Below are 24,934 nucleotides of genomic sequence, written 5' to 3'. Positions count from 1 at the left end.
TATGACAGGGACACGCGACACGCTGGACCGCCTGCGCGCCCTTCATGCGGGAACGCCGCGCGGGGTTGTCCCGCCGGGACCGGCCAAGGCCGGGCCGGGCCGGGCCGATTTCACCACCCATCCGGGCTATCGTCAGGTGGCGGTGGCGCGCAGCGCAGCCGCCGCGCTGGATCTTGCGAACCCGTTCTTCCGCGAAACCGGGGCGGTCGAGGCCACCCGGGTGCGGATCGGCGACCGCTGGATCGAGAATTTCTCGGGCTACGACTACCTCTCGATCAACGGCGATCCGCGCGTCGCGGCGGCGGTCGGCACGGCGGTGGCCGAATTCGGGGTCTCGGCCCGGGCCTCGCGGCTGGTCGGCGGCGATCTCAGCCTGCACCGGAAGCTGGAAACCGGGCTGTCCCGGTTTCTGGGAACCGAGGCGGCGCTGGCCACCGTCTCGGGCCATGCCACCAACCTGGCCGCGATCCGCACCCTGACCGGCCCGGGCGACGTGGTTCTGGTCGACAGCTTTGCCCATAACTCGGTCTTCGAGGGGCTGCGTGCCTCGGGCGCCGACCATGTGTCGGTGCCGCATAACGACTGCGCCTGGCTGGAAGACTGGCTGTCGCGCAACCGCGAGCGTTACGACCGCGTGCTGATCGTGGTCGAGGGGCTTTACTCGATGGATGGCGACATCCCCGATCTGGCCGCTTTGGTGCGCATAAAAGAGCGGTTCGAGGCCTGGCTGATGGTCGACGAGGCGCATTCGGTGGGCGTTCTGGGCGCCACGGGGCGCGGCATCTGCGAAGAGGCCGGAATCGCGCCCGGGCGGGTCGATCTGCTGATGGGCACCCTGTCGAAGACCTTCTGTTCCTGCGGCGGGTTCCTTGCCGGCTCGGAAGCCGTCATCGAGATCCTGCGCCATACCGCGCCGGGCTTTGTCTATTCGGTGGGCCTGTCGGTGCCGAATACCGCCGCCGCCCTGACCGCGCTGGAGATCCTCGAGGCCGAGCCCGAACGGGTGGCCCGGCTCCGGGCGCGCTCGGCCCGGTTTCTGGACAGGGCAAGGGCCGCCGGGCTCGATTGCGGGCTTGGCCAGGGTTACGCCGTTGTGCCGCTGATCGTGGGGGACAGTCTCAAGGCGACGCTGGCCTCGAACAAGGTCTTCGAGGACGGGGTTCAGGCCTTTCCGATCATCGCGCCCGCCGTGCCGAACCAGAAGGCGCGGCTGCGCTTCTTCATCAACGCGGACCATTCCGAAGCCGCCATCGACGCCGCCGTGGCCTCGGCCGCAGCCCGCATCCGGGAGGTCGGCGGTGCCAGCTTCTGAGCTTGTCCTAGCCGCCCGCCGCCTCGTCGGGATCGGGCAGGATCTCGGCCCGGTAATGGGCCATGATCCGGTCAGCGAGCGGCGCGGGCAGCCGTTCGCCAAGCCAGGCGCCAATAATCAGCGGCAGCGGAAAGGCGATGGTGGTCCGGCCGCGTTCAAGCCCGCGCGCGACGATCCGCGCGGCGCGACCCGGCGACATCAGCATCGGCGCGGGGCCCTTCTGGCGGTCGGTCATCGGCGTGTCCATGAAGCCCGGAATGACGGTCGTGACCCGGACCCCGCTGCCCTTGAGGCTGCGCCGCAGCGCGGTGGCATAGGCCTGCAACCCCGCCTTGGTGGCGCTGTAGGACAGAAGATCGCCATGCGGCGCGATCGCGGCCAGCGAGCCCACGATGGCGATGCGGCCCCGGCGCCGCGCGCACATGGCGGGCAGCAGCGCCTGCACCGCGTGGATCGTTGCGGTCAGGTTGACGGCAATCACCCGTTCGGCCTGGGCACCCGGCTCGATCCCGTCGCGATTGCCGGTCTTCACCCCTGCATTGGCGATCAGCAGATCGACGGGATGGGCCGCGTCGAACACCTGCAGGCAGCCGGTCAGCGCGGCGGTCTCGGTCAGGGCCACCTCCGCGGTCTGAACCTCGGCGCCGCGCGCACGGGCGGCCTCGGCGGCGGCGGCCAGCCGCGCAGGGTCGCGCCCCATCAGCAGCATGTGGCACCCCGGCGCGGCCAGTTCGGCAGCCAGCGCCCGGCCAAGCCCGCCGCTTGCTCCGGTCAGCACCACGGATCGGATCGGATCGGTCATTGCGGTCTCTCCCCGGCGATGAAGCGGGCCAGCGCCTCGGCGCCCCGCCGCGCGTCGGGCCCGTCGAAGGCACCCGGCACATGGTAATCATGGCGCAGAAACCGGCGAAACCGGTCGGCCTCGGCCGGATCGGGCCGCTCGGGCGCGGTCCAGAAGGCGTCAAGCCCGACACGCGCGGTCAGTCCCGGCAGGTCGTAGACGGCGCGGCCCAGCACCTTGACCGGCACACCCTCCAGCAGCGCGGACAGCCCGACCGTGCTGTTGATCGTCACGATGCCCGCAAGCGCGGGGTAAAGCGCCTCGACCCGCCCGCCGGTAAAGACCGCGACGCGGTCGCCGATTCCGGCGGCCCGGGCCAGCCGCTCCGCGCGCCGGTCCCAGCGCCTGAGCCCGTTGTCGAGCGGGTGTTCCTTGATCGCCAGCAGCGCATCGGAGGGCGCATGGGCCGCGAAAGAAGCCATGATCGCCGCCAGATCCTGCTCCTGCGGGCGGCCGGTGCCGTGGTCGCGGATCTGGAAATCGGTATCGAGCTGCAAGGGCACCAGGAAGACCGGCCCGGCATGGGCCGCGATCCGCGCCAACGCCGCGTCGGTCTGCCGGGCGCGCGCCCGCGCCCGCAGGGCCTTGAGGATCCAGCCGCGCCATTCGGCCCAGGGGCTGTCCAGCGCATAGTGCCGGTAGCGCGGGTAGAAGACGGGTCCAAGCAGGACATTGGCCAGATGATAGGCCACGTCGAAACCGGCATAGCGCAGGAAGGACCCCGGCGCGGGGTCGGGCATGGGCAGGTCTGGCCGGGAGCCCTCGGTCGCCGCGAACCGGGCCGGGATCGCCGAGCGGCCGCCGGTGCCCCAGGGCTCGACCGAGATCAGGCCGGGGCGCAGATAGCCCTGCTCGATCACCCATGGCGTGATTCCGCCGGCAACCTTTGCCGCCGAAACAGCGTTAACGTGATATTTACGTCCGTCGCCAAGCATCACGAGATCCGTCGGATCTTCGCGCAGGATGAGGTCGGCAAGGACCTCGCCGAAGCGCTCTGCCGGCCCCCGATAGGCGATGTAACGACCGCAGCCCGCCCCCCAGTACAGGCGGTCGCCCGGGGCAAGACCAACCCGCAGGACCTCTGCCCCCAGTCGGGCGCAGGCCATTGCAACCTGACGAAAGAACGGCGACGAGGGTCCCTGCAGGAAAACGATCCTCCGGCCAGCCAGCGGAAAACGGGACAGAGACATTGACGGAGTTCCAAAGCCAGTTCGTCGCACCCAGAGGCCTTCGGCCGCAAAAGCACGCGCAGGTTGTGGCACTCGATCCCGAGGCTTGCAAGGGGCGCGTGTTCCTGATGCTGCAGGGCCACCCGTCCGGATTCTGGCGCGATCTGGCCGCCGGGCTCGAAGCGGACGGCCACCGGGTGGTCAAGGTCAATTTCTGCCTCGCCGACCGGATCTTCTGGGGCCGTCGCCCGGCCATCGAGTTTCAGGGCGGGCTGAACCGCTGGCGCCGCTTCGTCTTTCGCCTGATCGAACGCGAGGGCGTGACCGACATCCTTTATTACGCCGACCGCCTGCCCTATCACGCCATCGCGCTGGAAGAAGGCCGCAGGCTGCGCCGCCGTTGCTGGGCGATCGAGTTCGGCTATCTGCGCCCCGACTGGCTGACGCTGGAACCCGAGGGGATGGGCGCGCTCTCGACCTTTCCGAAGACCCGCAGCGAGATCGAGGCGCTGGCCGAGGGCGTTGAGGCGCCCGACATGCGCAACCTCTATCCCTTCGGCTTCGGGGTCGAGGCCTTCAACGAGGTCAGCTTTGCGCTGCTGCAAAGCTTCGGGCGGCCGTTCTACCCACTGCATGTGTCCGACCGGCCGCACTGGCCGGTGATCGAATATCTCAGCTGGCTGCCCGGGCTGGTGCGCGGCCGCCACCGCGAACGCGCGGCCGTGGCCCTGACCGAACGGCTTGTCGCCGAGGGCACGCCGTTCAACCTGGTCGCGATGCAGCTGGAGGTCGACTACCAGATCCGCGCCTCGTCGGATTATCCCGACCTGATCTCGTTTCTCGACGAGACGCTGCAATCCTTCGCCGCGACCGCGCCCGCGGACCGGCATCTGGTGGTCAAGCTGCATCCGCTGGACAGCGAGCTTGGGCGCTGGTTCTCGCGCATTCCGCGGCTGGCCCGGCGGCACGGCATCGCCGAGCGGGTGCACGTGATCCGCGGCGGCGATCTGGGGGCGCTGATCGGCGGCTCGCGCGGGGTGGTGCTGGTCAATTCGACGGTCGGCATCCATGCGCTGCGGATGGGTGTGCCGGTCTGCGCCATGGGCCGTGCGGTGTATGACCTGCCGGGCCTGACCCATCGCCGCGGGCTCGACCGGTTCTGGACCGCGCCCGACCCGGTCGACACCGACTATTTCCGAAGCTTCCAGCGGGCGCTGTCGACGATTCAGGTCAAGGGCTCGTTCTACAACCTTGAAGGCCGTGCCGCCGCCATCGCCGAGATGCGCCGCCGCCTCGCGGTCTAGCGGGCCGCGCCGCACGCCAGAGACAACGGCCCGGGCGCGTGCGGACCTGGCCCATCGTCAGGCCCGCTTCTCCGGATGCGCCAGAGCGTAGGCAAGAAAATCGTCCTCGGACAGAGGCTTGGCGAAAAGATATCCTTGGAAGATGTTGCAGCCGATGCCGCGCAGGACCGTGGCCTGTTCGGCCGTTTCGACGCCTTCGACCACGGTGGCGATGCCCAGCGTCTCGGCGATTTCGATGATGGCGCGCACCAGATTGCGCGCACGCATGTCGGTGGCCACCGGACGCACGATCCGCCGGTCCACCTTCAGCGCCTGCGGCGCGATCTCCATCAATCCGATGATCGAGGCATGACCCGACCCGAAATCGTCGATCTCGATGTCGATCCCGGCGTCGCGGATCTGGGCGAGGTGGAAGCGGAAGGCGTCGCTTTCCTCCTCGACAAGGATCGATTCCAAAAGCTCGAAGGTCACCTTGGTGCCGCTGCCGACCATCGAGCGCGCCAGCGACACCACATCCGGGTCGTGCATCCGACCCGAACTGACATTGAAGCTGATCTTGGGCAGCACCAGCCCCTGCGCCCGCCAGCGTTCCAGCGCGCCGCGCGCCTTCTGCATCATGATCCGGTCGATCTCGGCCACGATCCGCAGCTGTTCGGCCACATGCATGAAGGCATCGGGCGCCAGCAAGCCCTTTTCGGGATGGCGCCAGCGCAACAAGGTCTCGGCCCCCACCAGATGCCCGTCCTCGGCCGAGACCTGCGGCTGGAAGAAGGGCACGAATTCGTCGCGCTCCAGCGCCTCGTGCAATTCGGCGCCGATCTCGCGGTCGTTGAGGATGTTCCGGTGCAGATCGGAGGTGAAGAACTCCATCCGGTTCCGCCCGCCCTCCTTGGCGCGGTAAAGTGCGGCATCGGCGAACAGCTGCAGCTCGGCCCCCATCGCGTCGATGTCTTCGGTATGGGCGATGCCGAAGCTGGCGCCGAACCGGCAAAGCCGTCCCTCATAGGTCAACGGGCGGGCCAGCGCGACCTGCACCCGTTCGACCACCTCGCGAGCGTTTTCGGCGCTCATGCCCGGCCCGAGCAGGATCGAGAATTCATCGCCGCCGATGCGTGCCGCGAAATCGGCGGCGCGCAGGGCCCCGCGCAGCACCTCGGCGACCCGGATCAGCACCCGGTCGCCCGCCTCGTGGCCCAGCGTGTCATTGACATATTTGAAGTGGTCCAGATCAACCCGGATCAACACCGCGTCGTGCGGCCCGTCGCCGGTTCGCGCCGCCTCGATCCGCTCGGCGAGGATCTGGTCGTAGTAGCGGCGGTTGGGCAACCCGGTCAGCCCGTCATGCAGCGCCTGATGCTCGTTCTCGGCCCGCATCGTCTCGGCCAGTTGATGCGCCTGACGCAACTCCGCCTCGCGCCGCACATCGGCGGTGACGTCATGCAACGCCCCCGCCCAGACGATGGTGCCGTCATCCTGGCGGCGCGGGGCTGCGGCACCCGACAGCCAGACCTGCCCGCGCGCGGGGTGACGGATGCGGAACCGCTGGCTCCAGAGGCTGAGATCGCGGGCGCTCGCATCGGTGCTGTCGGCCACCCGCTGCAGATCCTCCGGATCGACCCGTTTCATGACGTTGCCGTCCAGCATGTCGATCTCTGCCCGGGTCAGGCCCATGATCTCTTCGAACTGCGGGCTGGTATAAGGAAAATCTGTGCTGCCATCGGGCTTGCGGCGAAATTCGTATAATCCGACCGGCGCAATTAGGGCCACCGAGCGCAGCCGTTCATGGGCCCGGCGCACCTCTTCCGCGGCCTCGGCGGCGCGCCGTTCGACGGCCAGTTTTTCGGTGATGTCGAAGACGTTGCCAAACCAGACAACGATCCCGCCCTCGCGACGGAACGGCAGCGACGAGACCAGTACCCACCGGAACTCGCCCTCGGGCATCCTGACCCGCAACCGCATCTCGAACGGGGTCAGCCCGCGCCGCGACTTCGAGATCGCCAGGCGCAGATCCTGGATATGATCGGGATCGACCCGTCTGAGAAGCGCCTCTGAATCGGCCTCGATCTCGGCCCGGGTCAGGCCCATCAGCGCGGGCAGCTTGGCGCTGAAATAGGGCAGGTCGAACTGCCCGGCGGGCGTCACGCGAAAGATGAAAAGCGCGCCCGGCGCGTTGTCGGCAAGGGTGTTCAGCCGTTCGCCCGCCAGATGCGCGGCCTCGGCGGCCTCGGCGAGGCGGCGTTCGTTCTCCTTGACGTGGTCGATGCTGACGAGCGCCCCGGCGATCAGGTCGGGCTGGTCGGTCGCGCTGCGGTCGACCCGGCGCGCGACAGTGCGATACCAGTGATAGCTGCCATCGGCATGCCGCAACCGGTGTTCGTGGGTATAGCCGTCCGCCCGGAACTCAAGCAGATCGCGCATCTCCTCGATGGCCGAGTCGCTGTCCTCGGGATGGATCAGACCGCGCCAGCAGCGGTTCTCGGGCGGGAAGGCGTCGGGCGCGTAGCCCAGAAGCCCGTAGGTGCCTTCCGGTATCCAGCCTTCGCCGGTGTCGGGGCAGACGACCCAATGGGCGATGCCGCTGCACAGCGCCGAGGTGCGCAACATCTCTTCGCGGGTCTGCGATTCGGCCCGTGCGGCCTCGGCCTCGGCCAGCGCCTCGGACAGGCGCGCCTCGTTCTGCTTCTGGCGGTCGATGCAGGTATGGGCGCCCGCCATCAGCAGCGGCAGCCCCTCGGCGCGGCGGTCGATGAGCCGCGCCACGGTGCGGTACCAGTGATAGGACCCGTCCTTGTGTCGAATGCGGTGGTCGAAGTCGTAGACCTCGGCCCGGCCCTCGATCACCGCGTCCATCGCGATGGCGGCCGCCGGCAGGTCGTCGGGATGGATGAGGCCGCGCCAGCCCGCATCGTCAGGCACGAAATCGCCGGGCTCGTAGCCCAGTTGCCGGAATCCCTCTTCCGTCATCCAGGCCTCGCCGCGCTCGGCGCAGATCGACCAGGCACCCATGTCGCCGCAGATCGCGGCGGTGCGCAGCATCTGTTCGCTGGCGCGGGCCTCTTTCCGGGCGGTTTCGGCCGCGGCAAGCGCCTCGGCCAGCCGCGCCTCGTTGGCCTTGATCGCCGTGATCTCGGTCAGGGTGCCGCAGACCATGTCGGGCAGGCCGGACCCCGCACCGTCCAGCCAGCGCGCCTTGGACGCGACCCAGCACCAGCCGTCATCGCCGCGGCGCACCCGGAATTCGGCCGAGAACGCCTCGGTCTCGCGGCGGTAAAGCGCGTCGACGAGGCCCAGCGCCTCGGGCGCGTCGTCGGGATGGATCATGTCCCGGAATTCGGCCGACCCGATCCGGTGCCCGGGCGGGTACCCCAGCATCGCCGCCAGATGCGCATCCGCCCGCACCAGGCCCAGCGCGGGGATCGCATGCCAGGGCACGACATTGCTGTATTCGGTGGAAACCCTGAGGATCGTGGCCTGAAGGTGAAGCTTGCCGCGCGCCGCCTCGGCCTCGTCGCGGGCCCGGCGCGCGGCCTCGAGCGCGCGGGCCAGGTCCTGTTCGTGGGTCTTGCGGGCGGTGATGTCGCGGCTGATGCCGCAGACCAGCGGCGGCAGGCCGACCTCGGCCAGCGGCACCAGCCGGGCGGTCGTTTCGTGCCAGCGCCAGCTGCCATCGGCGGTGCGCATCCGGGAATCGATGTGCAGAAGCTCGCATTCCCCCGCCAGAAGCGCCTCGAGCGCGGCGTGCGCGGCCCCCGCATCGTCGGGATGGATCACCTCGCGGAACCCGATCCGGCTGGTATCGATGCTGCCCGGCCGATACCCCAGCGACCGGAAACAGGCATCGCTGAGCCAGTAGGTCCCGGTGGCCGGGTCAAAGGTCCAGTGCCCGAACCCCGCACCCTCGGTGGCGATCCGCATCAGACCTTCGGTCTTCGCGGCCTCGGTTCGGGCGCGGCGCGCCTCGAAGAGAGCCTGCTGAAGCCGGGCCTCGTGGTCCTTGAAATGGGTCACGTCCGACAAGCTGCCGCACAGAATGGTCCGGCGGCCCGGCGTGGCAACGATCCGGCGGGTGGTCGCCTCGACCCAGAGATACCTGCCGTCGCGATGGCGCAGGCGGCAGTCGATCCGCACGCTTTCGACGCCGCCCCGGATCAGCTGCGCCGCCACCGCGCGCATCGCCGGGCGGTCTTCGGGATGCAGCCGCGCCCGCAGCCAGGACGAGTCGAGGGCGACCTCGCCCGGGGCAAATCCCAAAAGCGCCGGAACCCCGTCGGCGACCCAGATCCGGCGCCGGGCGGGATCGAGATACCATTGCGCGAAGCCCGCCGCCTCGGCCGCGCGCTGCAGCACCTCATGGTGGCGCGACATGCCCGGCGGCAGCCAGGCGACAACCTCGACGCCGGACTCGATCCCCGCGTCGTCGTCTTCTCTGGCACGCGGATCAGCCCCGGCGCCGCAGAGCCCGACCGGTTCGGCCTGCACCAGCACGGCGCTGGCGATCCCCGAAAGCCGGGTCAGCGAACAGTCTAGCAGCCGGAACCGTCCGGTCCCGGTCAGGAACCCGCCTCGATAGCGGACCCGGGCGCGCCCCTCGCGCAAAAGCGTGGCGCGCGCGCCTTGCAGGCGCCGGGCGCAGCGTTCGGGCAGCAGCGCATCGTCGCCAAGCCCGGCCCAGTCCGCCGCCGGACGTTCGAGCAGCGCCGCAGCGGCGGCATTCGCCACAAGGACCTGGCCATCGGCAGCGGTGGCCCAGGCGGGTACGGCCAGCGCGGCCACAAGATCGGCCAGCCGCGCACGGAGCGCCGCCGGGCCCACGGGGCTCCCGGCGCGGCGCAGGGTCATGCGGGGATCGCGCTCCTTGCTCATGCGGGCGGCCATCGGGGCGGCCATCCGCGTGCCGCAGGTGCCATGGGCAGCCCGGCCGGGCCGGGCCGGTCAGGACGGCCCGCCTGCGCCGCGGGTGCGATCCCCCCGGCGGCGATGCCGGGGACCGCGCCCCGAAGCCCGGGCCGCTCGGGATCGGCCAGGGGCGCGATCGGCCCGGGGACCCGGCCCGACGCTTCGGAAGACAGGTCCCCGCGACGGAGGTCGTGCCCCGCACGAACAGCGTGCGGATCCTGCGCCATCTGCCGGACGCGCAAGGCGAGGTCGGGGGCAGTGGGGCGACGCGCCTGCAATGGGGCAGGAGGGGTCCAGGCGATCTTCGGACAAGTCGGACCGTCGGCCCGCTCGGTTTCGCCCCCTGCCGGTGCTGCCAAAGGGGCCCGACCGGAAAGAGCCGGACCACATCGGGTCGGTGCGCGGGGGACCGGCACCGCACAGCGCGGGGATCGGCCCACCGAGACGGAGTTTGGCATGGCACTCTCCAACGGCGTGACTCCGATACCTTCCCTTACGTAATCCCGTCATGCCACTCTGGCTTTGACGCCTGAAGGTGCCGTTAAGCGGAACGATGTCGTGCAGATGTCGGTCTCTGTTCAATATCAAGACTTTCGTTCAAAGACCGGCGATTGAAGCCGCCAGAACGAAAAAAGAACATGGAACCGCCCCAATAAGGCCCGATCCGGTCCAGCGAACGAAACCGGCATCCGGGCGTTGAGTGACCGGGTCCGGTAAGAACCGCGACCCGTCAAGCGCAACCGCAAGCCGAGAGGACCCCATGGCCCGAACCGAAGACTACACCCATGACGGGCCGAGCGCGCTGCGCGAGGCACCGGTCTCGACCATCCTCGACGCGGTCGAGCAGGCTGCGCGGGGCGACCGCGTGACCGTGCGCCGCCTGTTCGAGGCGCTGGGCTCCGGGTCGTTCCTGCCGCTGATGATGGTGCCGGCGCTCGCGGTGGTCTCGCCGCTGAGCGGGATTCCCGGATTTTCCAGCTTTTGCGGCCTCGCGATCGCGCTGGTCGCCGGGCAGATGGTGATCGGCAAGCGCCATCTCTGGGCGCCCGGCTGGCTGATGCGACGCGAGATCCGGGCCAAGCGGGCGCGCAACGCCGTCGACTGGCTGCGCCGCCCGGCGCGCTGGCTGGAATGGGCGGCGCGGCCGCGGCTGCGGTTTCTGGTGACGCCGCCGCTGGTCAAGATGCTGCAGGCGCTGTGCCTGCTGGCGGGGCTCTCGATGCCGTTTCTGGAACTGGTACCGTTCAGCTCGTCGCTGCTGGGGGCGGCTGTGGTGACCCTGTCGGTGGCCATGCTGGCCCGCGACGGCCTGCTGGCGCTGATCGGACTAGCGCCCTTCGTCGCGGCAGGGGCCGTGATCGCGGGTGTTCTGGGCTGAAACGCCGATCCGTTTCGAGACCGGGCGGAAAACGAAAAGGCGGGCCGAAGCCCGCCTTTCGCCAATCAGTTCTGAGCCTCGCGCGCCTCTTGCGAAATCGCGCCGCCGGCCTTCTCGATATCCTGGCCTGCGCCCTCGACGGTTTCGCAGGCAGCAACCCCGAGAAGCGCAGCCGCGGTCAGGCAGAAAACAACGATACGGGTCATGGAACCTCCTGTTTCAATTACGGAAAGCCAACGCCTCTCATGCCGTTAGGGTTCCCTGCGATCAGCTTATTCTGCCGCTTCTTCGGACTCGGGCTCGTCTTCCTCCTCGGTCGAGGCCGGCAGCGGCCGGAAGGTCAGGTGCACCTCGTAACGGTCGGGCTCGGAATGAGCCTCGAATTCAGCATCGAGCTGCGCCGCGAAGGACGAGATCAGCTGCCGGCCCATGCCCGAACTTTCCGTCACGCCCGGCTCGTCCGCAGGCTCGGGGTCCTCGCTGCGGGAATTGACCACGCTCAGGCAAACCCGGCCATCGTCCAGCATCTGCAATGCCATGGTGATCCAGGCGGGCCCGCCCGAGGGCGGCGGCCGGCAATACTTGACGGCGTTGATCGCGGCCTCGGTCGCCAGAAGCGACAGCGGCACCGACTGGTCGGGATTGACCTCGACCGGGCTGAACTGGGTGGCGATCTTGACGCCCTTGTCGGTGCCGTCGATATCGCCGACCACGACCAGCTGGCGGATGATGTCGTCAAGCAGACGGTCGGCGCGGACCATCGACAGCTTGCGCGCCATGTAGAGATAGCGGTGGATCGCGGCCAGCGCCATCACCCGGTCCTGCACCCGTTTCAGCAGCCGCCGCGCCTCGGCGCTGCGGGCGTTGCGGATCTGCATGTTCATGATCGAGGTGATGAGCTGGAGGTTGTTCTTGACCCTGTGATGGACCTCCTTCAGCAGGATCGTCTTCTCGGCCAGATCCTCTTCCAGCGCGCGGTCCTGTTCCGCCAGCCGCCGGGTCATGCTGCGAAATGCTTCGGCCACGACCTCAAGTTCATGCGGGGCATGATCGAGCCGGGCATGGGCGAAATCCGTGTGCCCGCTGGCGTAAAGCCGCATCCAGCTTTGCAGCCGCTTGATATGCCGGATCACCAGCCGGTGGACCGCGAAATAGGCCACCACGATTCCCGCCCCCCACATCAGGATCGGGAAATACAGGGCCATGGTCCGGCCCGCCGTCGGCACCAGGCTGTTGCGCCCGGGCGCCCAGCTGCCCATCACGAAGACGCGGTCGTCGATCACCGGAACCACGGCGAAATCGCGGATCTCTCCCAGCCGGTTCGTGCCGCGGAACGACTGCCGCCCCTCGGCCGCAAGCAGATCGAGCGTGCGGTTGCGCGGCAGAACCTCTTCGAAGGACTCGGGCGTCGCGCTGTCCTCCAGCCGCCCGACGTCAGTGCCGTCATCCCGCTTGGCCGCTTCGGCGGTCAGGAACTCGCCCTCGCGGTCGAAGACCAGCAGATCGACCTCGGCGCCGCCATCGTCCAGCGTATAATAGGCCGCCGCATAGGGGATCGAGATCACCACGAAGCCCCGCAGGTCGGAGGCCTCGTAGACCGGCACGCTGACACGGACCACCCGCGCCCCCCGCAGCGGCACGCTCAGCCGGGTGTCGACGCGCGGCTGCGGATCGCGCAGCAGGTTCAGGAAATAGGATTCGTCCAGAATCCGCCGCCGCTCGCCGGTCGAGGAACAGGTGATCTGGCCCTCGGTATCGACGAAGCCCGCGAAAAGATAGATCGGACTGTCCTTGACCAGCCGCGCCAGCACCGAGTCGCAGGAAACGCCCCCGCCCTCGAAAAGCACATTCGCCGCCGCCACGGTCCGGGCGGCACCGAAGGCTTCCTGGATCAGCGCCTGGGTCCGAGAGGCGGCGCGCTGGGTCCGGTCCATCAGCGCCACCCCGGACAGCCGCTCGGTCTCGCGCAGAACATTCGAGGTCTGCGAGACCGAGATCAGCCCCAGCGGCAGCATGGCCACCGTCAGCGCCCCGATCAGCCAGAGGGCAAGACTCTTGGTCAGGCGACGCGCGGAGATCCGCGCCTTGAGAGTGTCGGTCATGCGAGCCGCTTGGACGACAGACCCGCCAGGGTCACCGGATCGGTCATCGACAGATCGTCGGTATCGTTCAGATGCATCAGCTCGGCCAGTCGCACCCGCGCCCGGTTCACCCGGCTCTTGATGGTGCCGACGGCGCAGCCGCAGGTGGCCGCCGCCTCTTCGTAGGAAAAGCCCTCGGCCCCCACCAGGATCAGCGCCTCGCGCTGTTCGTCGGGCAGCTTGGCGAAGGCGACCTTGAAGTCCTCCATCGCCAGACGGCCGTCATGATGCGGCTTTTCCGACAGATGCGCGGCCAGCGCGCCATCCGGGTCCTCGACCTCGCGGCGTCGCTTGCGGTGCATCGAATAATAGGTGTTGCGCAGGATGGTGAACAGCCAGGCCCGCAGGTTGGTGCCGGCCTCGAACTTGTCGAAATTGGCCCAAGCCTTGACTATGGCGTCCTGCACCAGGTCATCGGCCGTGGCGGCGTTGCGGGTCAGGCTGAGCGCGAAGGCCCGCATCGCCGGGAGGTGGGTCACCAGTTCTTCCCTGGGATCCGACACCGCACTCACTTAGTGTCACCGTTATTTGCCTTGGCCACGTCTTCGCCATCGCCGCGCAGCTGTTCCAGCAGCTTGAGAAACCGGTCGGGGACCTGTTCCTCGACGGCTTGCGCATAGACGCGCCGCAAGTTTTCGTCGATCTGCTCTTGCATATGACCCCTACGGTCCTTCTTTGCCATTCCGGTCGGCCCGCCCTAACTCTCAGACTGCGGAACCAAACGCGCCGTCGCGACGTTCGGTTCCCATGAACAACAGTTTTTTCGAGGTCGCGCATGACGCATCCAAATCCCTCTGAAGATCTTTCCCGGGTGATCGGGGCGGAACTTCCCTATCTCAGACGCTACGCGCGGGCGCTGACCGGCAGCCAGACCAGCGGCGACGCCTATGCGATCGCGACGCTCGAGGCGATCCTTGCAGATCGCGGGATCTTCGAACAGGGCCTGCCGCCCAAGGTCTCCCTGTTCAAGGCGTTCTACGGCATCTGGTCGTCGTCTGGCGGACGGATCGGCGAACCCGAACCGGTCTCGGGCATCGAGGCGCGGGCGCAATCCCGGCTGGCGTCCCTGACGCGCAATACGCGCGAGGCGCTTTTGCTGCATTCCATCGAGGGCTTCACCAATGACGAGGTGGGCGCCGTGATGGGCATTCCGGGCGACGAGGCCGCCGCCCTGATCGGCATCGCGCGGGACGAGATGGCCCGCAGCATCGCCGGGCGTGTGCTGGTCATCGAGGACGAGGCGATCATCGCCATCGACATCTCGGCCATCGTCCAGGGTCTGGGCCACGAGGTCACCGGCATCGGCCGGACCCGGCGCGGCGCGGTCAATCTGGCGAAACAGACGCCGCCGGACCTGATCCTCGCCGACATCCAGCTGGCCGACAAATCCTCGGGCATCGACGCGGTGAACGACATCCTTGCCGAGCTGGGCGACCGCCCGGTGGTGTTCATCACCGCCTTCCCCGAACGGCTGCTGACCGGCGAGCGGCCGGAGCCTGCCTTCCTGATCTCGAAACCCTATACCGAGGATCAGGTGCGCTCGGCCGTCAGCCAGGCGATGTTCTTCTCGAGCACCGAAACGCTCGGCGCCTGACCTGCCTTGCGGCGGAGCACCCGGTGCATCCGCTGCGACTGACCTGAAACAATCGACCCCGCCGGGATCTCCGACGGGGTCTTTCGTGCCGCCCGCGCGGGCCCGCGGGCGGCGTGCAGTCTTCAGTGTCTTCATCTTAGGGCATGCGACCCCGCAGCGCCCGCGCCACCAGCGCGACGACGAAGAGAACGAGGAAGACGAAGAACAGGATCTGTGCGATCCCGGCCGAGGCCGATGCGATGCCCCCGAACCCGAAGGCGGCGGCGATCAGGGCGACGACAAGAAAAACGAGTGCCCAATACAGCATTTCAAGGCTCCTTTCATGTCCGGTTGTGCTGACCCAACGTCGCCGGGGCCGAGTGGTTCCCGGCCTGTACAGTGGGTCTCTCGCAAGCGTGATCGCGCCGCGACCGGACGGAACCCTGTCCGGCGCGGCGGCGTTTCTTGCGCGTATGCGATACCAAGCAACCGAAAGGAGGCCGTCATGGCACAATCGGCTCAGGCACGGAACGGCAGCGCCAGCGTTCAGGATCTCGAGGTCCAGATCGACGCGCTGAAGGACGACATCGCCCAGATCGCCCGCACGCTGGGGGATCTGAGCGCGGCCAAGAAGAACGACATGCGCGATACGGTGCAGAACCGCGCGGCGGCGCTGCGCGACCGCGGCGAGGCCACGGTCGCCGAGATGCAGAGCCGCGGGATGGAAATGGGCGAACAGGCGGCCGATGCGGTCCGCCGCCAGCCCGCCGCGGCGATGGGCATCGCCGTGGGCCTCGGCTTTCTCGTCGGGCTGATGACGGGTCGCCGCTGATGTTCTCGCTGCCCCTCGACGAAGCCGAACGCCGGGCGCGGGCCTTTTCGCACCGGCTGGCGCTCGGCACCGCGGGCAGCCTCTGCGCGGGCGTCGGCGCCGCCTTCCTGACAGGGGCGGCGTGGCTTGTGCTCAGCGCCGGTCATGGCGCGGTCTTCGCCGCCACCGTGATCGGCGCGGCCTATCTGGGGGTGGGGCTGATCTTCTGGGGTCTCAGCCTGCGCCGGAGCCCGCCTGCGCGACCCGCAGCCCCGGCCGATCCTTACACGCCCTTCGTGCACATGGCGGAAGGCTTTGCGGCCGGGCTGGAAGCCGGTCGCGCCGCGCGTGCGCCCAACGGCGATGCGCGGCACTAAACCCGGCTGCGTTCAGGACGCGGCCGGGCCGACCCAGCGATTGGTATGGCCCATCTTGCGGCCCGCGCGGGTTTCGGTCTTGCCGTAGAGATGCAGCGCGACCTTCGGATCGGCGGCCAGATCGGGCAGGCGGTCCATGTCCTCCCCGATCAGGTTCTCCATCACGATGTCGGAATGGCGCGCCCCGTCGCCCAGCGGCCAGCCCGCAACGGCACGGATATGCTGTTCGAACTGGTCGATGACACAGCCGTTCTGGGTCCAGTGCCCGGAATTATGCACCCGGGGCGCGATCTCGTTGACGATCAGACCGGCTTTCGTCACGAAAAGCTCGACCCCCATCACCCCCACATAATCGAGCGCATTCAGGATGCGCCCCGCCAGCAGCACCGCATCGGTGCGCTGCGCGACGGTCAGCGGCGCGGGCACGGTCGTTGTCCGCAGGATGCCGTCGCGATGGACGTTGGCGCCCGGGTCGAAACAGGCGACCTCGCCCGAGGCGCCCCGCGCCGCGATCACCGAAATCTCGGACGAAAACTCCACGAAACCCTCGAAGATCGCCGGCGCGCCGCTCATGTCGGCCAGCGCCGCCGGGCCGTCCTCGGGGCCCATGATGCGGGCCTGCCCCTTGCCGTCATAACCGAAACGGCGGGTCTTCAGGATGCCGGGCACGCCGATCTCGTCCAGCGCCTCGGCCAGATCGACCTCGTCATCGACCGCGGCGAAGGGCGCGGTCGCCAGCCCAAGCCCGTTCAGGAAGGATTTCTCGACCAGCCGGTCCTGGCTGACGGCCAGCGCCTTCCGGCCCGGGCGGATCGGCACAACAGCCTCGATGGCATCGAGCGCGGCGGTGGGGATGTTCTCGAATTCGTAGGTAACGACATCGACCGAGGCGGCGAACCGCGCCAGCGCCGCCGTGTCCTCGTAGGGCGCGGTCGTCACATGGGCCGCGACCTGACCGGCGGGCGGCTCGGGTGCGGGTTCGAAGACATGACAGCGAAAGCCCAGCCGCGAGGCCGCGACCGACAGCATCCGGCCAAGCTGGCCGCCGCCGAGAATGCCGATGGTGGCGCCGGGGGCGAGAGGGGCGGCGGCGCGAGGTTCACTCATCGGCCGGAACCTCGGGGATCGAGGCCGACAGATCGGCGCGCCAGCGGTCGAGCCGGTCGGCCAGAGCGGGATCGTTCAGCGCGAGGATGCCCGCAGCCATCAGCCCGGCATTGGCGGCCCCCGCCGCGCCGATGGCCATGGTCGCGACCGGAAAGCCCTTGGGCATCTGCAGGATGGAATAAAGGCTGTCGACGCCCGACAGCGCCCGGGTCTGGACCGGCACGCCGATCACCGGCACCCGCGTCTTCGACGCCATCATGCCCGGCAGATGGGCCGCGCCGCCCGCGCCCGCGATGATGACCTGCAAACCCCGCTCGACCGCGGTCTTGCCATAGGTCCAGAGCCGGTCGGGCGTCCGGTGGGCCGAGACGATGCGCGCCTCGTAGGGCACCTCCAGCGCGTCCAGGATGTCGGCTGCCTCTTTCATGGTGGACCAGTCCGACTGGCTGCCCATGATGATGCCCACTTTCACGTCGCCCATGCGGTACGGCCCCCTCGTTTCGCGAGCGGGCACTATAACCGTGCGCGACGGCGACGCAATGCGGCTAGGCGATGATGTCCGGCGTCAGCTGATCTTCGATCAGCGCGATGCGGTCCTTCAGGGCAAGCTTCTGCTTTTTCAGCCGCTTAAGGGTCAGGCTGTCGCCGGTCCCCTTTTCCTGAAGCGCGTGAATCGCGTCGTCGAGATCCCGGTGCTCGCGCCGCAGGACCTCCAGTTTGACGCGCAAGACCTCGTCCGAATTCATCTCGCTGGCGATGTTCATCTGGTTCCCGGGGCTGAGTCGATGCGGTTCCTTGAAGTGTTAACATAGCCATTTAATGCCCTTGCGGGAAGCCGCCCCGGTTCCCATATCCTGGGTCGGACCGCCGCGGATGCGGGGTCCCGGAACTTACAGGTCGCTTGTTCAAGGACTTGCCCAATGACGAAACTCACCCTCGGTTCGTATCCCTTCCTTCTGGGATTCGAGCAACTCGAACGCCTTGTCGAGCGGACCGCCAAATCCGGCAACGAAGGCTACCCGCCCTTCAACATCGAACAGACCTCGGAAACCGGCTACCGGATCACGCTGGCCGTCGCGGGCTTTCGCGACGAGGACATGGCGATCACCGTCGAGGACCGGCAACTGGTAATCCGCGGCCGTCAGGTCGAGGACTGCGCCGAGCGCGTGTTCCTGCATCGCGGCATCGCGGCCCGGCAGTTCCAGCGCAGCTTCGTGCTGGCCGACGGGGTCGAGGTGACGGGGGCGACCATGGAAAACGGTCTTCTGCATGTCGATCTGAACCGGGCGGTACCGGACAGCGTTGTCCAGACGATCCGGATTTCCAGAGCGTGAGGTAAACGGTCATGAACGAGAAATACGATCTTCTGCCCGAAGGCGGCGAGCGCATCGTCTATGTGCGGCCCGTCAAGGTCGCCGACCTGCCCGAAGAGGTGCAGCGTCAGGCCCTGGGACTGGACGAGCTTTACGCCGTCCACGACGTCAATGGCGACCGTCTCGCGCTGGTGCGGGACCGCAAGCTCGCCTTTCAGCTGGCACGCCAGAACGACCTGGCGCCGGTCAACGTCCACTGACGCCGCCGCGGCCCCCGGGGGCCGCCGCGCTCAGCCGGACTGGGCGCAAACCTGGGCGCGGAAATGCGCCGCGGCCTGGTCGAACAGCCGGTCGCGGATGGCGGGCGGTTCCATCATCATCTCGTGGCGCCCGTCCTCGATCAGCTCGAGCCGTCCACCCGGCCAGTCGGCCATGCGCCGCCGGATCGCGGCCGAATCGACGATCCGTTCGCGCCCCCCAAGGAAGGTCAGGGCCGGCACCGCCGGAGAGGGCTGCCGCGCCAGCCAAGCCGCCTCGGACAGCGCCTCGCCCAGCCATGTCAGCGTCGGCCCCGCGATGGAAAGATCGGGATGCGCGGTCAGCTGGCGGCGCAGCATCTCGTACATCTCGCGGTCGCCGGTCAGATCGTTCGTCTCGAAGGGCGTAGCCAGCACATAGGTCGTGCCCCCGGTGCCGGGCACCCGGACCGGCCCGAGCCCCAGCCGGGGCGCAAGCCCGGTCAGCGCCCAGGCCAGGGGTGCGATCGCGGCACTGATGCGAATGCCCCACATCGGCGCCGAAAAGACTGCCGTCGCCACGTCGAGCCCCTCGATCAGCGCACGCAATCCGATGGCGCCGCCCATCGAATGGGCCAACATGTGATAGGGCCGGGGCAGGCCCAGCGCCTCGGCGGCCTTGCGCACCGCCCGCACATCGGCCTGGAAATCCGCGAACCGCGCGACATGGCCCAACGAGCGGTTCGCAAGCGTCCGGTCGGCCAATCCCTGCCCGCGCCAGTCGATGACCAGCGTGGCAAAGCCGCGGGCCTGAAGGGCAGCCGCCGCGGCGCCGTATTTCTCGGCATATTCGGTGCGGCCGCAAAACAGCAGAACGGTGCCAGCCGGCGCCTCGCGGCCCCAGACACCGATCCGGATCCGCACCCCGTCCTCGGTCCGCAACCAGAAGGCGCGGCCGCCCTCGGGCCCCCCCGCCACCTCCGCGTAAAGCGGCGCCTCGTCCATTGCGATCAGGTGAAGATCTGGGCCAGCTGCATCGCCTTGCCCATGTCGCCCTCGATCTTGAGCTTGCCGGTCATGAAGGCCGTGGTCGGGTTCAGCTCGCCCTCCATCATCGCCCGGAAGGTCTCGAGGCTGGCCGACAGCGTCACATCCGCCTCGGCATCGCCCGCATGGGCGCCGTCGGAATCGACGATGATGTCGCCGGTATCCTCGATGGCGAACTTGGCAACGCCATTGAAGCCGCCCGACAATTTGGCGTTCAGGGCCTCGACGGCCTTGTCCAGCGTGTCGCTCATTCGGGATCCTCCGATTTGTGATTGCGGGGCATGTCGCCTTTTCCGCCTGTTGCGCTATTCTGGGGGACGTTATGGCCAAAACGCTGCGCATTCTCAATCTTGCCTTGGCGGTATTTTCCGCGGCAGCGCTGTTCGCTGAGCGGGGCCTTGCCGATTCCGCCCGCGCCGACGAGCTGCTGGAGGAGTTGAAGCTGCCCGACCTGCCGAACTGGCAGCGGGTCGAGGATGCGCTTTGGACCGAATGGTCGAAATCGGGGTCGGCCTCGATGGACCTTCTGCTGAAGCGCGGGCGCGATGCCATCGAGGCCGAGGCCTTCGGCACCGCCATCGAACATCTGACCGCGCTGGTCGATCATGCCCCCGATTTCGCCGAAGCCTACAATTCGCGGGCGCTGGCCTATTACCGGTCGGGGCTTTACGGGCCCGCTCTGTCCGACCTGGCCCATACGCTGGAGCTGAACCCCCGCCATTTCGGCGCGCTGACCGGGCTTGGCACCATCCTCGAAGAGACCGGGCACGACGCGGCGGCGCTGGGCGCCTATCGCGCCGCCCATGCTATACATCCCCACGATCCTGACCTAGAAGAGGCCGTGCACCGGCTCGAGATCGTCACCTCCGGCCGGACCCTCTGAACGACGGGCGAAGGGGCTGAAGGATGACAGCGCAGTCGAGGATCACCGCGGTCCTCGGGCCCACCAATACCGGCAAGACCCATTACGCGATCGAGCGGATGCTGGCCCACCGTACCGGTGTGATCGGCCTGCCTCTGCGCCTGCTCGCGCGCGAGGTCTATGACCGGATCGTCGCGCTGCGGGGGCCGTCGGTGGTAGCGCTCGTCACCGGCGAGGAACGGATCGTGCCCGACCGCACCCAGTACTGGGTGGCCACCGTCGAGGCGATGCCCGAGGCCACCGGCGCCGACTTTCTGGCCATCGACGAGATCCAGCTTTGTGCCGATCCCGAACGCGGCCATGTCTTCACCGACCGGCTGCTTCATGCCCGCGGCCAGCACGAAACGCTGTTTCTGGGCGCCGACACCATGCGCAACGCCATCGCCGCGATGGTCCCGAAGGTCCAGTTCATGCGGCGCGAGCGGTTCTCCGAACTGGTCTATGCCGGGTCCAAGAAGATCAGCCGGATGCCGCCCCGTTCGGCCATCGTCGGCTTTTCGGTCGAGAACGTCTATGCCATCGCCGAGCTGATCCGGCGCCAGAAGGGCGGCTGCGCCGTGGTGATGGGGGCGCTCTCGCCCCGGACCCGCAACGCCCAGGTCGAACTCTACCAGAATGGCGACGTCGATTATCTGGTCGCGACCGACGCCATCGGCATGGGGCTCAACCTCGACATCAAGCATGTGGCTTTCTCGGCGCTCGACAAGTTCGACGGCCGCCGGATGCGGCCGCTCTGGCCGAACGAGCTGGCACAGATCGCGGGCCGCGCCGGGCGACATACCCAGGCCGGCAGCTTCGGCGTCACCGGCGAGGCGCGGCCGCTGCCCGCCGAGGTGGCCGAGGCCATCGTCGAGAACCGGTTCGACCCGGTCGCCCGGCTGCAATGGCGCAATTCCAGGCTCGACTTCGGAACACCGGAGCGGCTGATTGCCGCGCTCGAGACACACGCAGAGGGCGATTGGCTGACCCGGGTGCGGGAATCGGACGACCTGCAGGCCCTCAAATCGCTCTCGGGGCTGCCCGATCTTCGCGCCCGGATCCGCGATTCCCGGGACGTGAAACTTCTTTGGGATGTCTGCCGAATACCGGATTTCCGGGGGATTTCGGCCGCAGAACATGCCGGTCTGCTGGAACGGATCTTCGGCTTTCTGTACGGGGCGGGCCGGGTCCCGGACGACTGGATGGCGCGACAGGTCAAGCGCATCGACCGGACAGATGGCGACATTGACACGTTGTCGAAACGTCTGGCCTATATCCGCACCTGGACGTATGTCGCCCAGCGCACGGGGTGGGTCGCCGACGAACCGCATTGGCGCGAACAGACGCGCGCGGTAGAGGACCGCCTGTCGGACGCGCTGCACGGCGCATTGACGCAAAGATTCGTAGACCGGCGGACCTCCGTTCTGCTCCGCCGGTTGAAACAGAAGGAGAGCCTTGTGGCCGAGGTGAACGACAAGGGTGAGGTGACGGTCGAGGGGCAATTCGTCGGCCGTCTGGAGGGCTTCCGCTTCCGTCAGGATGCGTCCGCCAGCCCCGATGAAGCCAAGACCCTGCGCCAGGCGGCGCTGGTGGCGCTGGCTCCCGAATTCCACCTGCGCGCCGACCGCTTCTACAACGCGCCCGATACCGAGCTCGATTTCACCGAGCAGGGCGGGCTGATGTGGGGCGCGCATGCGGTGGGCAAGCTGGTGGCGGGTGCCGATCCGCTGAAGCCGGGCATAGACGCCTTCGTCGACGAGGAGGCCGGGCCCGACGTGATCGAGAAGGTCCGTCGGCGGCTGCAGCATTTCATCGACCGCCGGGTCGCTACCCTGTTCGAGCCGCTGCTGAACCTGCAGCGCGACGAGACGCTGACCGGGCTGACCCGGGGCTTTGCTTTCCGCATCGTCGAGGCGATGGGCGTTCTGGCGCGCGACGGCGTGGCCCAGGAGGTCAAGGATCTGGACCAGGAGGCCCGCGCCGCGCTGCGCAAGCACGGGATCCGCTTCGGCCAGTTCACGATCTTCATGCCGCTCTTGCTGAAGCCCGCGCCCACCCGTCTGCGGCTGGTGCTGTGGTCGCTGGCGCGCAATCTGGACGAATTCCCCGAAAGCCCGCCGCCCGGGCTGGTGACGATCCCGGTGGTTCCCGGTGTGACCGAAGAGGTCTACCGGCTGGCGGGCTATCGCCCGGCCGGCACCCGCGCGATCCGGATCGACATGCTGGAACGGCTGGCCGACCAGCTTCGGTCGGAAGACACCCGGGGCGGCTTCGAGGCCAAGGCCGACATGCTGTCGATCACCGGCACCACGCTGGAACAGTTCGCCGATCTGATGCAGGGCCTCGGCTACCGCGCCGAGAAGGGCGAGCGGCCCAAGGTCAAGGCGGCACCCGCCGCCGAGGCTCCGGCCAAGGATACGCCTACGGAGGCGGCTGCCGATGCGCCGGCCGATCAGCCTGCCGACGCGACGCCCGAGGCGCCCTCTTCCGAGGCCGCGACAGAGCCGATGCCCAATGCAGCGCCCGACTCTCCCGCGCCCGACGCCAACGTCGATTCCGTGGCGGACACCGGGGCCGATTCTGCGGTGGATGCCGAGCCCGAGACCGCGGCTGAACCGGCGACCGAAACAGAGGCCGCACCCGCAGAGGACGCCGAGATGGAGGTTTTCTACACCTTCACCTGGGCGCCCCGGCGGCGGCCCGGCGGCGGGCGTCCGCGCGGCGATGGCGCGCAGGGCGGTCAGGACCGTGGGCAGGGCGACGGCCCGCGCGGCCGTGGCGGCAAGGGCGGCGGCAAGCATGGCGGCAAGGGTGGCAAGCATGGCGGCGGTGGCAAGCCGGGCGGCAAGGGCGGCCCGCGCCATGACGGACCCAAGACCTTCGAGGCCCGTCCGCCCCGCAAGGAAAAGCCCATCGACCCCGACAACCCCTTCGCCGCCGCGCTGATGGGGCTGAAGACCAAGAAGTAGCCCCGCGTGACCGAGGCCCCGCGTCCGACCCTCCGTCTGGACAAGTGGCTCTGGCAGGCCCGCTTCTTCAAGACGCGCACGCTGGCCACCAAACTGGTGGCCGGCGCCCATGTGCGCGTGAACGGCACCAAAACCGACAAGCCCGCCGCGCAGATCGGCCCCGGCGACACGCTGACCTTTCCCCAGGGCCACGAGATCCGCGTGGTCCGGGTGCTGGCGCTGGGCGAGCGACGCGGCCCCGCGACCGAGGCGCGCACCCTCTACGAGGACTTGACCCCGATCAAGGAAACGCCGCCCGCAACGCCTAAATACGAGGGTGGAGGCCGTCCGACGAAGAAACAGCGCCGCGACCTTGACCGAAGCCGCAAACCGCCGCTTGAATGATCGGCAGTCGTGGTTTAGGTCCACCCAGATCGGAAAATCGAGAGTTCGCCCATGACTTACGTCGTCACCGACAACTGCATTGCCTGCAAGTATACCGACTGTGTCGAGGTCTGCCCCGTGGATTGCTTCTACGAGGGCGAGAACATGCTGGTGATTCATCCCGACGAGTGCATCGACTGCGGCGTGTGCGAACCGGAATGCCCGGCCGACGCGATCCGGCCCGATACCGAACCCGACATGGACGAATGGGTCGAGTTCAACCGAAAATACGCCGAGGTCTGGCCCTGCATCATCACGCGCAAGGACCCGCTGCCCGAAGCCGAGGCACGCGACGGCGAAGACGGCAAACGGGCCAAGTATTTCTCGGAAACGCCCGGCGTCGGGGGCTGACGGGGCGCCGTTAACCCCTGCCGCCCACAGCTTAAGCGGGAAATTGCCCGCACATTCATGCGCTTGCCCCAACGGAACCAGCATGCCGCTTTCCGTGGGGCGTTTTTTGTGTTATGCTTCCTTTACAAATGGCAGACCGAATCTTCAAACCACACGCAGAATCCGCCTTCTGCGGGGTGGTTTTTCAGCGCCAAGGGAAATGGATAAGCCGGGCATCGCGAGGTCCGGACCTTTTCTTGTCGTTGCCCCTGCGGTCCATGCGAGGAAGTGCTGTATGACCAAGACCAAGAAATCCGAGTTCCGCCCCAACGATTACGTGGTCTACCCCGCTCATGGCGTGGGCAAGATCGTGTCGATCGAGGAGCAGGAAATCGCTGGCATCCCGCTCGAACTTTTCGTCATCTCCTTCGAGAAAGACAAGATGACCCTGCGCGTGCCGACCAACAAGGCGACCGAGGTGGGCATGCGCTCGCTCTCGACGCCCGATGTGGTGTCGAAGGCGATGGCAACCCTGAAGGGCAAGGCCAAGGTCAAGCGGGCCATGTGGTCGCGCCGCGCCCAGGAATACGAACAGAAGATTAATTCGGGCGACCTGATCTCGATCGCCGAGGTCGTGCGCGACCTGCACCGCGCCGACGACCAGCGCGAGCAGAGCTATTCCGAACGCCAGCTGTACGAAGCCGCGCTGGAACGTCTGACCCGCGAAGTCGCGGCCGTGTCCGGCATGGACGAGGTCGGCGCGCAGAAGCAGGTCGACGAGGTTCTGGTGTCGCGCGCAGCCTGAC

26 protein-coding genes are annotated in these 24,934 nt (G+C 68.2%); 13 read left to right on the top strand and 13 right to left on the bottom strand.

Translation table 11 applies throughout. The features are described from left to right. Nucleotide 1 precedes the first annotated feature (1 nt). Nucleotides 2–1,312, top strand: a complete 1,311-nt coding sequence (locus tag C8N38_RS07955; protein WP_158272329.1) for an aminotransferase class I/II-fold pyridoxal phosphate-dependent enzyme — start codon at nucleotides 2–4, stop codon at nucleotides 1,310–1,312. 7 nt (nucleotides 1,313–1,319) lie between these two features. Here the strand turns inward: C8N38_RS07955 and C8N38_RS07950 are convergent, their stop codons facing one another. Together C8N38_RS07950 and C8N38_RS07945 are read right to left on the bottom strand one after the other, a co-directional pair. After that, on the bottom strand, nucleotides 1,320–2,114 hold the full coding sequence (locus C8N38_RS07950; protein WP_108025876.1) for an SDR family NAD(P)-dependent oxidoreductase: 795 nt from the start codon (nucleotides 2,112–2,114) through the stop codon (nucleotides 1,320–1,322). Further along, nucleotides 2,111–3,088, bottom strand: coding sequence for a capsular polysaccharide export protein, LipB/KpsS family (locus C8N38_RS07945; RefSeq protein WP_158272328.1), 978 nt, complete (start codon nucleotides 3,086–3,088; stop codon nucleotides 2,111–2,113). The genes C8N38_RS07950 and C8N38_RS07945 overlap by 4 nt, the downstream gene beginning before the upstream one ends. A gap of 254 nt (nucleotides 3,089–3,342) precedes the next feature. Here C8N38_RS07945 and C8N38_RS07940 point away from each other — a divergent pair, with 254 nt between their 5' ends. Beyond that, nucleotides 3,343–4,626, top strand: coding sequence for a capsule biosynthesis protein (locus C8N38_RS07940; protein WP_146176245.1), 1,284 nt, complete (start codon nucleotides 3,343–3,345; stop codon nucleotides 4,624–4,626). Between the two features lie 57 nt (nucleotides 4,627–4,683). Here the strand turns inward: C8N38_RS07940 and C8N38_RS07935 are convergent, their stop codons facing one another. Continuing rightward, the gene (locus C8N38_RS07935; protein WP_158272327.1) at nucleotides 4,684–9,465 is read right to left on the bottom strand and encodes a PAS domain-containing protein; all 4,782 of its coding nucleotides are present in this window, start codon (nucleotides 9,463–9,465) and stop codon (nucleotides 4,684–4,686) included. Nucleotides 9,466–10,282: 817 nt separating this feature from the next. On the opposite strand from C8N38_RS07935, the gene C8N38_RS07930 reads away from it, so the two are divergent. After that, nucleotides 10,283–10,900: an exopolysaccharide biosynthesis protein gene (locus C8N38_RS07930; RefSeq protein ID WP_108025869.1), complete on the top strand. Its 618-nt coding sequence runs from the start codon at nucleotides 10,283–10,285 to the stop codon at nucleotides 10,898–10,900. 65 nt (nucleotides 10,901–10,965) lie between these two features. Here the strand turns inward: C8N38_RS07930 and C8N38_RS07925 are convergent, their stop codons facing one another. The 4 genes from C8N38_RS07925 to C8N38_RS07910 form a co-directional block, all read right to left on the bottom strand. Then, on the bottom strand, nucleotides 10,966–11,106 hold the full coding sequence (locus tag C8N38_RS07925) for an entericidin A/B family lipoprotein (RefSeq protein WP_108025867.1): 141 nt from the start codon (nucleotides 11,104–11,106) through the stop codon (nucleotides 10,966–10,968). 66 nt (nucleotides 11,107–11,172) lie between these two features. Continuing rightward, nucleotides 11,173–13,002 carry a sensor histidine kinase gene (locus tag C8N38_RS07920; protein WP_108025865.1) on the bottom strand — a complete coding sequence of 610 codons (1,830 nt, stop codon included), beginning with the start codon at nucleotides 13,000–13,002 and terminating at the stop codon, nucleotides 11,173–11,175. Beyond that, nucleotides 12,999–13,502, bottom strand: coding sequence for an RNA polymerase sigma factor (locus tag C8N38_RS07915; protein ID WP_245895608.1), 504 nt, complete (start codon nucleotides 13,500–13,502; stop codon nucleotides 12,999–13,001). The genes C8N38_RS07920 and C8N38_RS07915 overlap by 4 nt, the downstream gene beginning before the upstream one ends. Before the next feature lie 47 nt (nucleotides 13,503–13,549). Next, nucleotides 13,550–13,696 carry a NepR family anti-sigma factor gene (locus C8N38_RS07910; RefSeq protein ID WP_337248276.1) on the bottom strand — a complete coding sequence of 49 codons (147 nt, stop codon included), beginning with the start codon at nucleotides 13,694–13,696 and terminating at the stop codon, nucleotides 13,550–13,552. Between the two features lie 120 nt (nucleotides 13,697–13,816). Here C8N38_RS07910 and C8N38_RS07905 point away from each other — a divergent pair, with 120 nt between their 5' ends. Then, nucleotides 13,817–14,635 carry a response regulator gene (locus C8N38_RS07905; protein WP_108025863.1) on the top strand — a complete coding sequence of 273 codons (819 nt, stop codon included), beginning with the start codon at nucleotides 13,817–13,819 and terminating at the stop codon, nucleotides 14,633–14,635. A gap of 136 nt (nucleotides 14,636–14,771) precedes the next feature. Here C8N38_RS07905 and C8N38_RS07900 read toward each other — a convergent pair whose 3' ends face one another. Continuing rightward, nucleotides 14,772–14,942, bottom strand: coding sequence for a DUF1328 domain-containing protein (locus C8N38_RS07900; RefSeq protein WP_042459606.1), 171 nt, complete (start codon nucleotides 14,940–14,942; stop codon nucleotides 14,772–14,774). Between the two features lie 177 nt (nucleotides 14,943–15,119). Here C8N38_RS07900 and C8N38_RS07895 point away from each other — a divergent pair, with 177 nt between their 5' ends. Both C8N38_RS07895 and C8N38_RS07890 read left to right on the top strand, forming a co-directional pair. Then, nucleotides 15,120–15,446: an ElaB/YgaM/YqjD family protein gene (locus tag C8N38_RS07895; protein WP_108025861.1), complete on the top strand. Its 327-nt coding sequence runs from the start codon at nucleotides 15,120–15,122 to the stop codon at nucleotides 15,444–15,446. Continuing rightward, nucleotides 15,446–15,802, top strand: a complete 357-nt coding sequence (locus C8N38_RS07890) for a hypothetical protein (RefSeq protein WP_075784060.1) — start codon at nucleotides 15,446–15,448, stop codon at nucleotides 15,800–15,802. Before C8N38_RS07895 ends, C8N38_RS07890 begins: the two co-directional genes overlap by 1 nt. A gap of 12 nt (nucleotides 15,803–15,814) precedes the next feature. Here C8N38_RS07890 and C8N38_RS07885 read toward each other — a convergent pair whose 3' ends face one another. From C8N38_RS07885 to C8N38_RS07875, 3 genes are all read right to left on the bottom strand, one after another. Further along, a complete protein-coding gene (locus tag C8N38_RS07885) occupies nucleotides 15,815–16,909 on the bottom strand; it encodes a 5-(carboxyamino)imidazole ribonucleotide synthase (RefSeq protein WP_108025859.1) in 1,095 nt (364 codons plus the stop codon). Then, nucleotides 16,902–17,390 (bottom strand): 5-(carboxyamino)imidazole ribonucleotide mutase, encoded by a 489-nt coding sequence (purE, locus tag C8N38_RS07880; RefSeq protein ID WP_108025857.1) that lies wholly within the window; start codon nucleotides 17,388–17,390, stop codon nucleotides 16,902–16,904. Before purE ends, C8N38_RS07885 begins: the two co-directional genes overlap by 8 nt. Nucleotides 17,391–17,454: 64 nt before the next feature. Beyond that, the gene (locus tag C8N38_RS07875) at nucleotides 17,455–17,673 is read right to left on the bottom strand and encodes a YdcH family protein (RefSeq protein ID WP_075784063.1); all 219 of its coding nucleotides are present in this window, start codon (nucleotides 17,671–17,673) and stop codon (nucleotides 17,455–17,457) included. A gap of 156 nt (nucleotides 17,674–17,829) precedes the next feature. Here C8N38_RS07875 and C8N38_RS07870 point away from each other — a divergent pair, with 156 nt between their 5' ends. Continuing rightward, nucleotides 17,830–18,243, top strand: a complete 414-nt coding sequence (locus C8N38_RS07870; RefSeq protein WP_108025855.1) for an Hsp20 family protein — start codon at nucleotides 17,830–17,832, stop codon at nucleotides 18,241–18,243. A gap of 11 nt (nucleotides 18,244–18,254) precedes the next feature. Beyond that, nucleotides 18,255–18,482, top strand: coding sequence for a DUF1150 family protein (locus C8N38_RS07865; protein ID WP_075784065.1), 228 nt, complete (start codon nucleotides 18,255–18,257; stop codon nucleotides 18,480–18,482). Nucleotides 18,483–18,512: 30 nt separating this feature from the next. Here C8N38_RS07865 and C8N38_RS07860 read toward each other — a convergent pair whose 3' ends face one another. Both C8N38_RS07860 and C8N38_RS07855 read right to left on the bottom strand, forming a co-directional pair. Next, nucleotides 18,513–19,463 (bottom strand): alpha/beta fold hydrolase, encoded by a 951-nt coding sequence (locus C8N38_RS07860; protein WP_108025853.1) that lies wholly within the window; start codon nucleotides 19,461–19,463, stop codon nucleotides 18,513–18,515. 5 nt (nucleotides 19,464–19,468) lie between these two features. Continuing rightward, nucleotides 19,469–19,756 (bottom strand): SCP2 sterol-binding domain-containing protein, encoded by a 288-nt coding sequence (locus C8N38_RS07855; protein WP_108025851.1) that lies wholly within the window; start codon nucleotides 19,754–19,756, stop codon nucleotides 19,469–19,471. 71 nt (nucleotides 19,757–19,827) lie between these two features. Here C8N38_RS07855 and C8N38_RS07850 point away from each other — a divergent pair, with 71 nt between their 5' ends. From C8N38_RS07850 to C8N38_RS07830, 5 genes are all read left to right on the top strand, one after another. Then, nucleotides 19,828–20,388, top strand: coding sequence for a tetratricopeptide repeat protein (locus tag C8N38_RS07850; RefSeq protein WP_158272326.1), 561 nt, complete (start codon nucleotides 19,828–19,830; stop codon nucleotides 20,386–20,388). Nucleotides 20,389–20,411: 23 nt separating this feature from the next. Next, nucleotides 20,412–23,375: a helicase-related protein gene (locus tag C8N38_RS07845; protein WP_108025850.1), complete on the top strand. Its 2,964-nt coding sequence runs from the start codon at nucleotides 20,412–20,414 to the stop codon at nucleotides 23,373–23,375. Between the two features lie 6 nt (nucleotides 23,376–23,381). Then, a complete protein-coding gene (locus C8N38_RS07840) occupies nucleotides 23,382–23,759 on the top strand; it encodes an RNA-binding S4 domain-containing protein (RefSeq protein WP_108025848.1) in 378 nt (125 codons plus the stop codon). Nucleotides 23,760–23,810: 51 nt separating this feature from the next. Next, nucleotides 23,811–24,149 (top strand): ferredoxin FdxA, encoded by a 339-nt coding sequence (fdxA, locus tag C8N38_RS07835; RefSeq protein ID WP_108025846.1) that lies wholly within the window; start codon nucleotides 23,811–23,813, stop codon nucleotides 24,147–24,149. Nucleotides 24,150–24,423: 274 nt separating this feature from the next. After that, nucleotides 24,424–24,933 carry a CarD family transcriptional regulator gene (locus C8N38_RS07830; protein WP_075784071.1) on the top strand — a complete coding sequence of 170 codons (510 nt, stop codon included), beginning with the start codon at nucleotides 24,424–24,426 and terminating at the stop codon, nucleotides 24,931–24,933. The last annotated feature ends 1 nt before the right edge of the window (nucleotide 24,934 follow it).

Source organism: Rhodovulum kholense, assembly GCF_003053725.1.
Taxonomy (GTDB): domain Bacteria; phylum Pseudomonadota; class Alphaproteobacteria; order Rhodobacterales; family Rhodobacteraceae; genus Rhodovulum; species Rhodovulum kholense.
The sequence above is the reverse complement of the archived record's forward strand: the minus strand, read 5'-3'. Positions and strand labels throughout refer to the sequence as shown.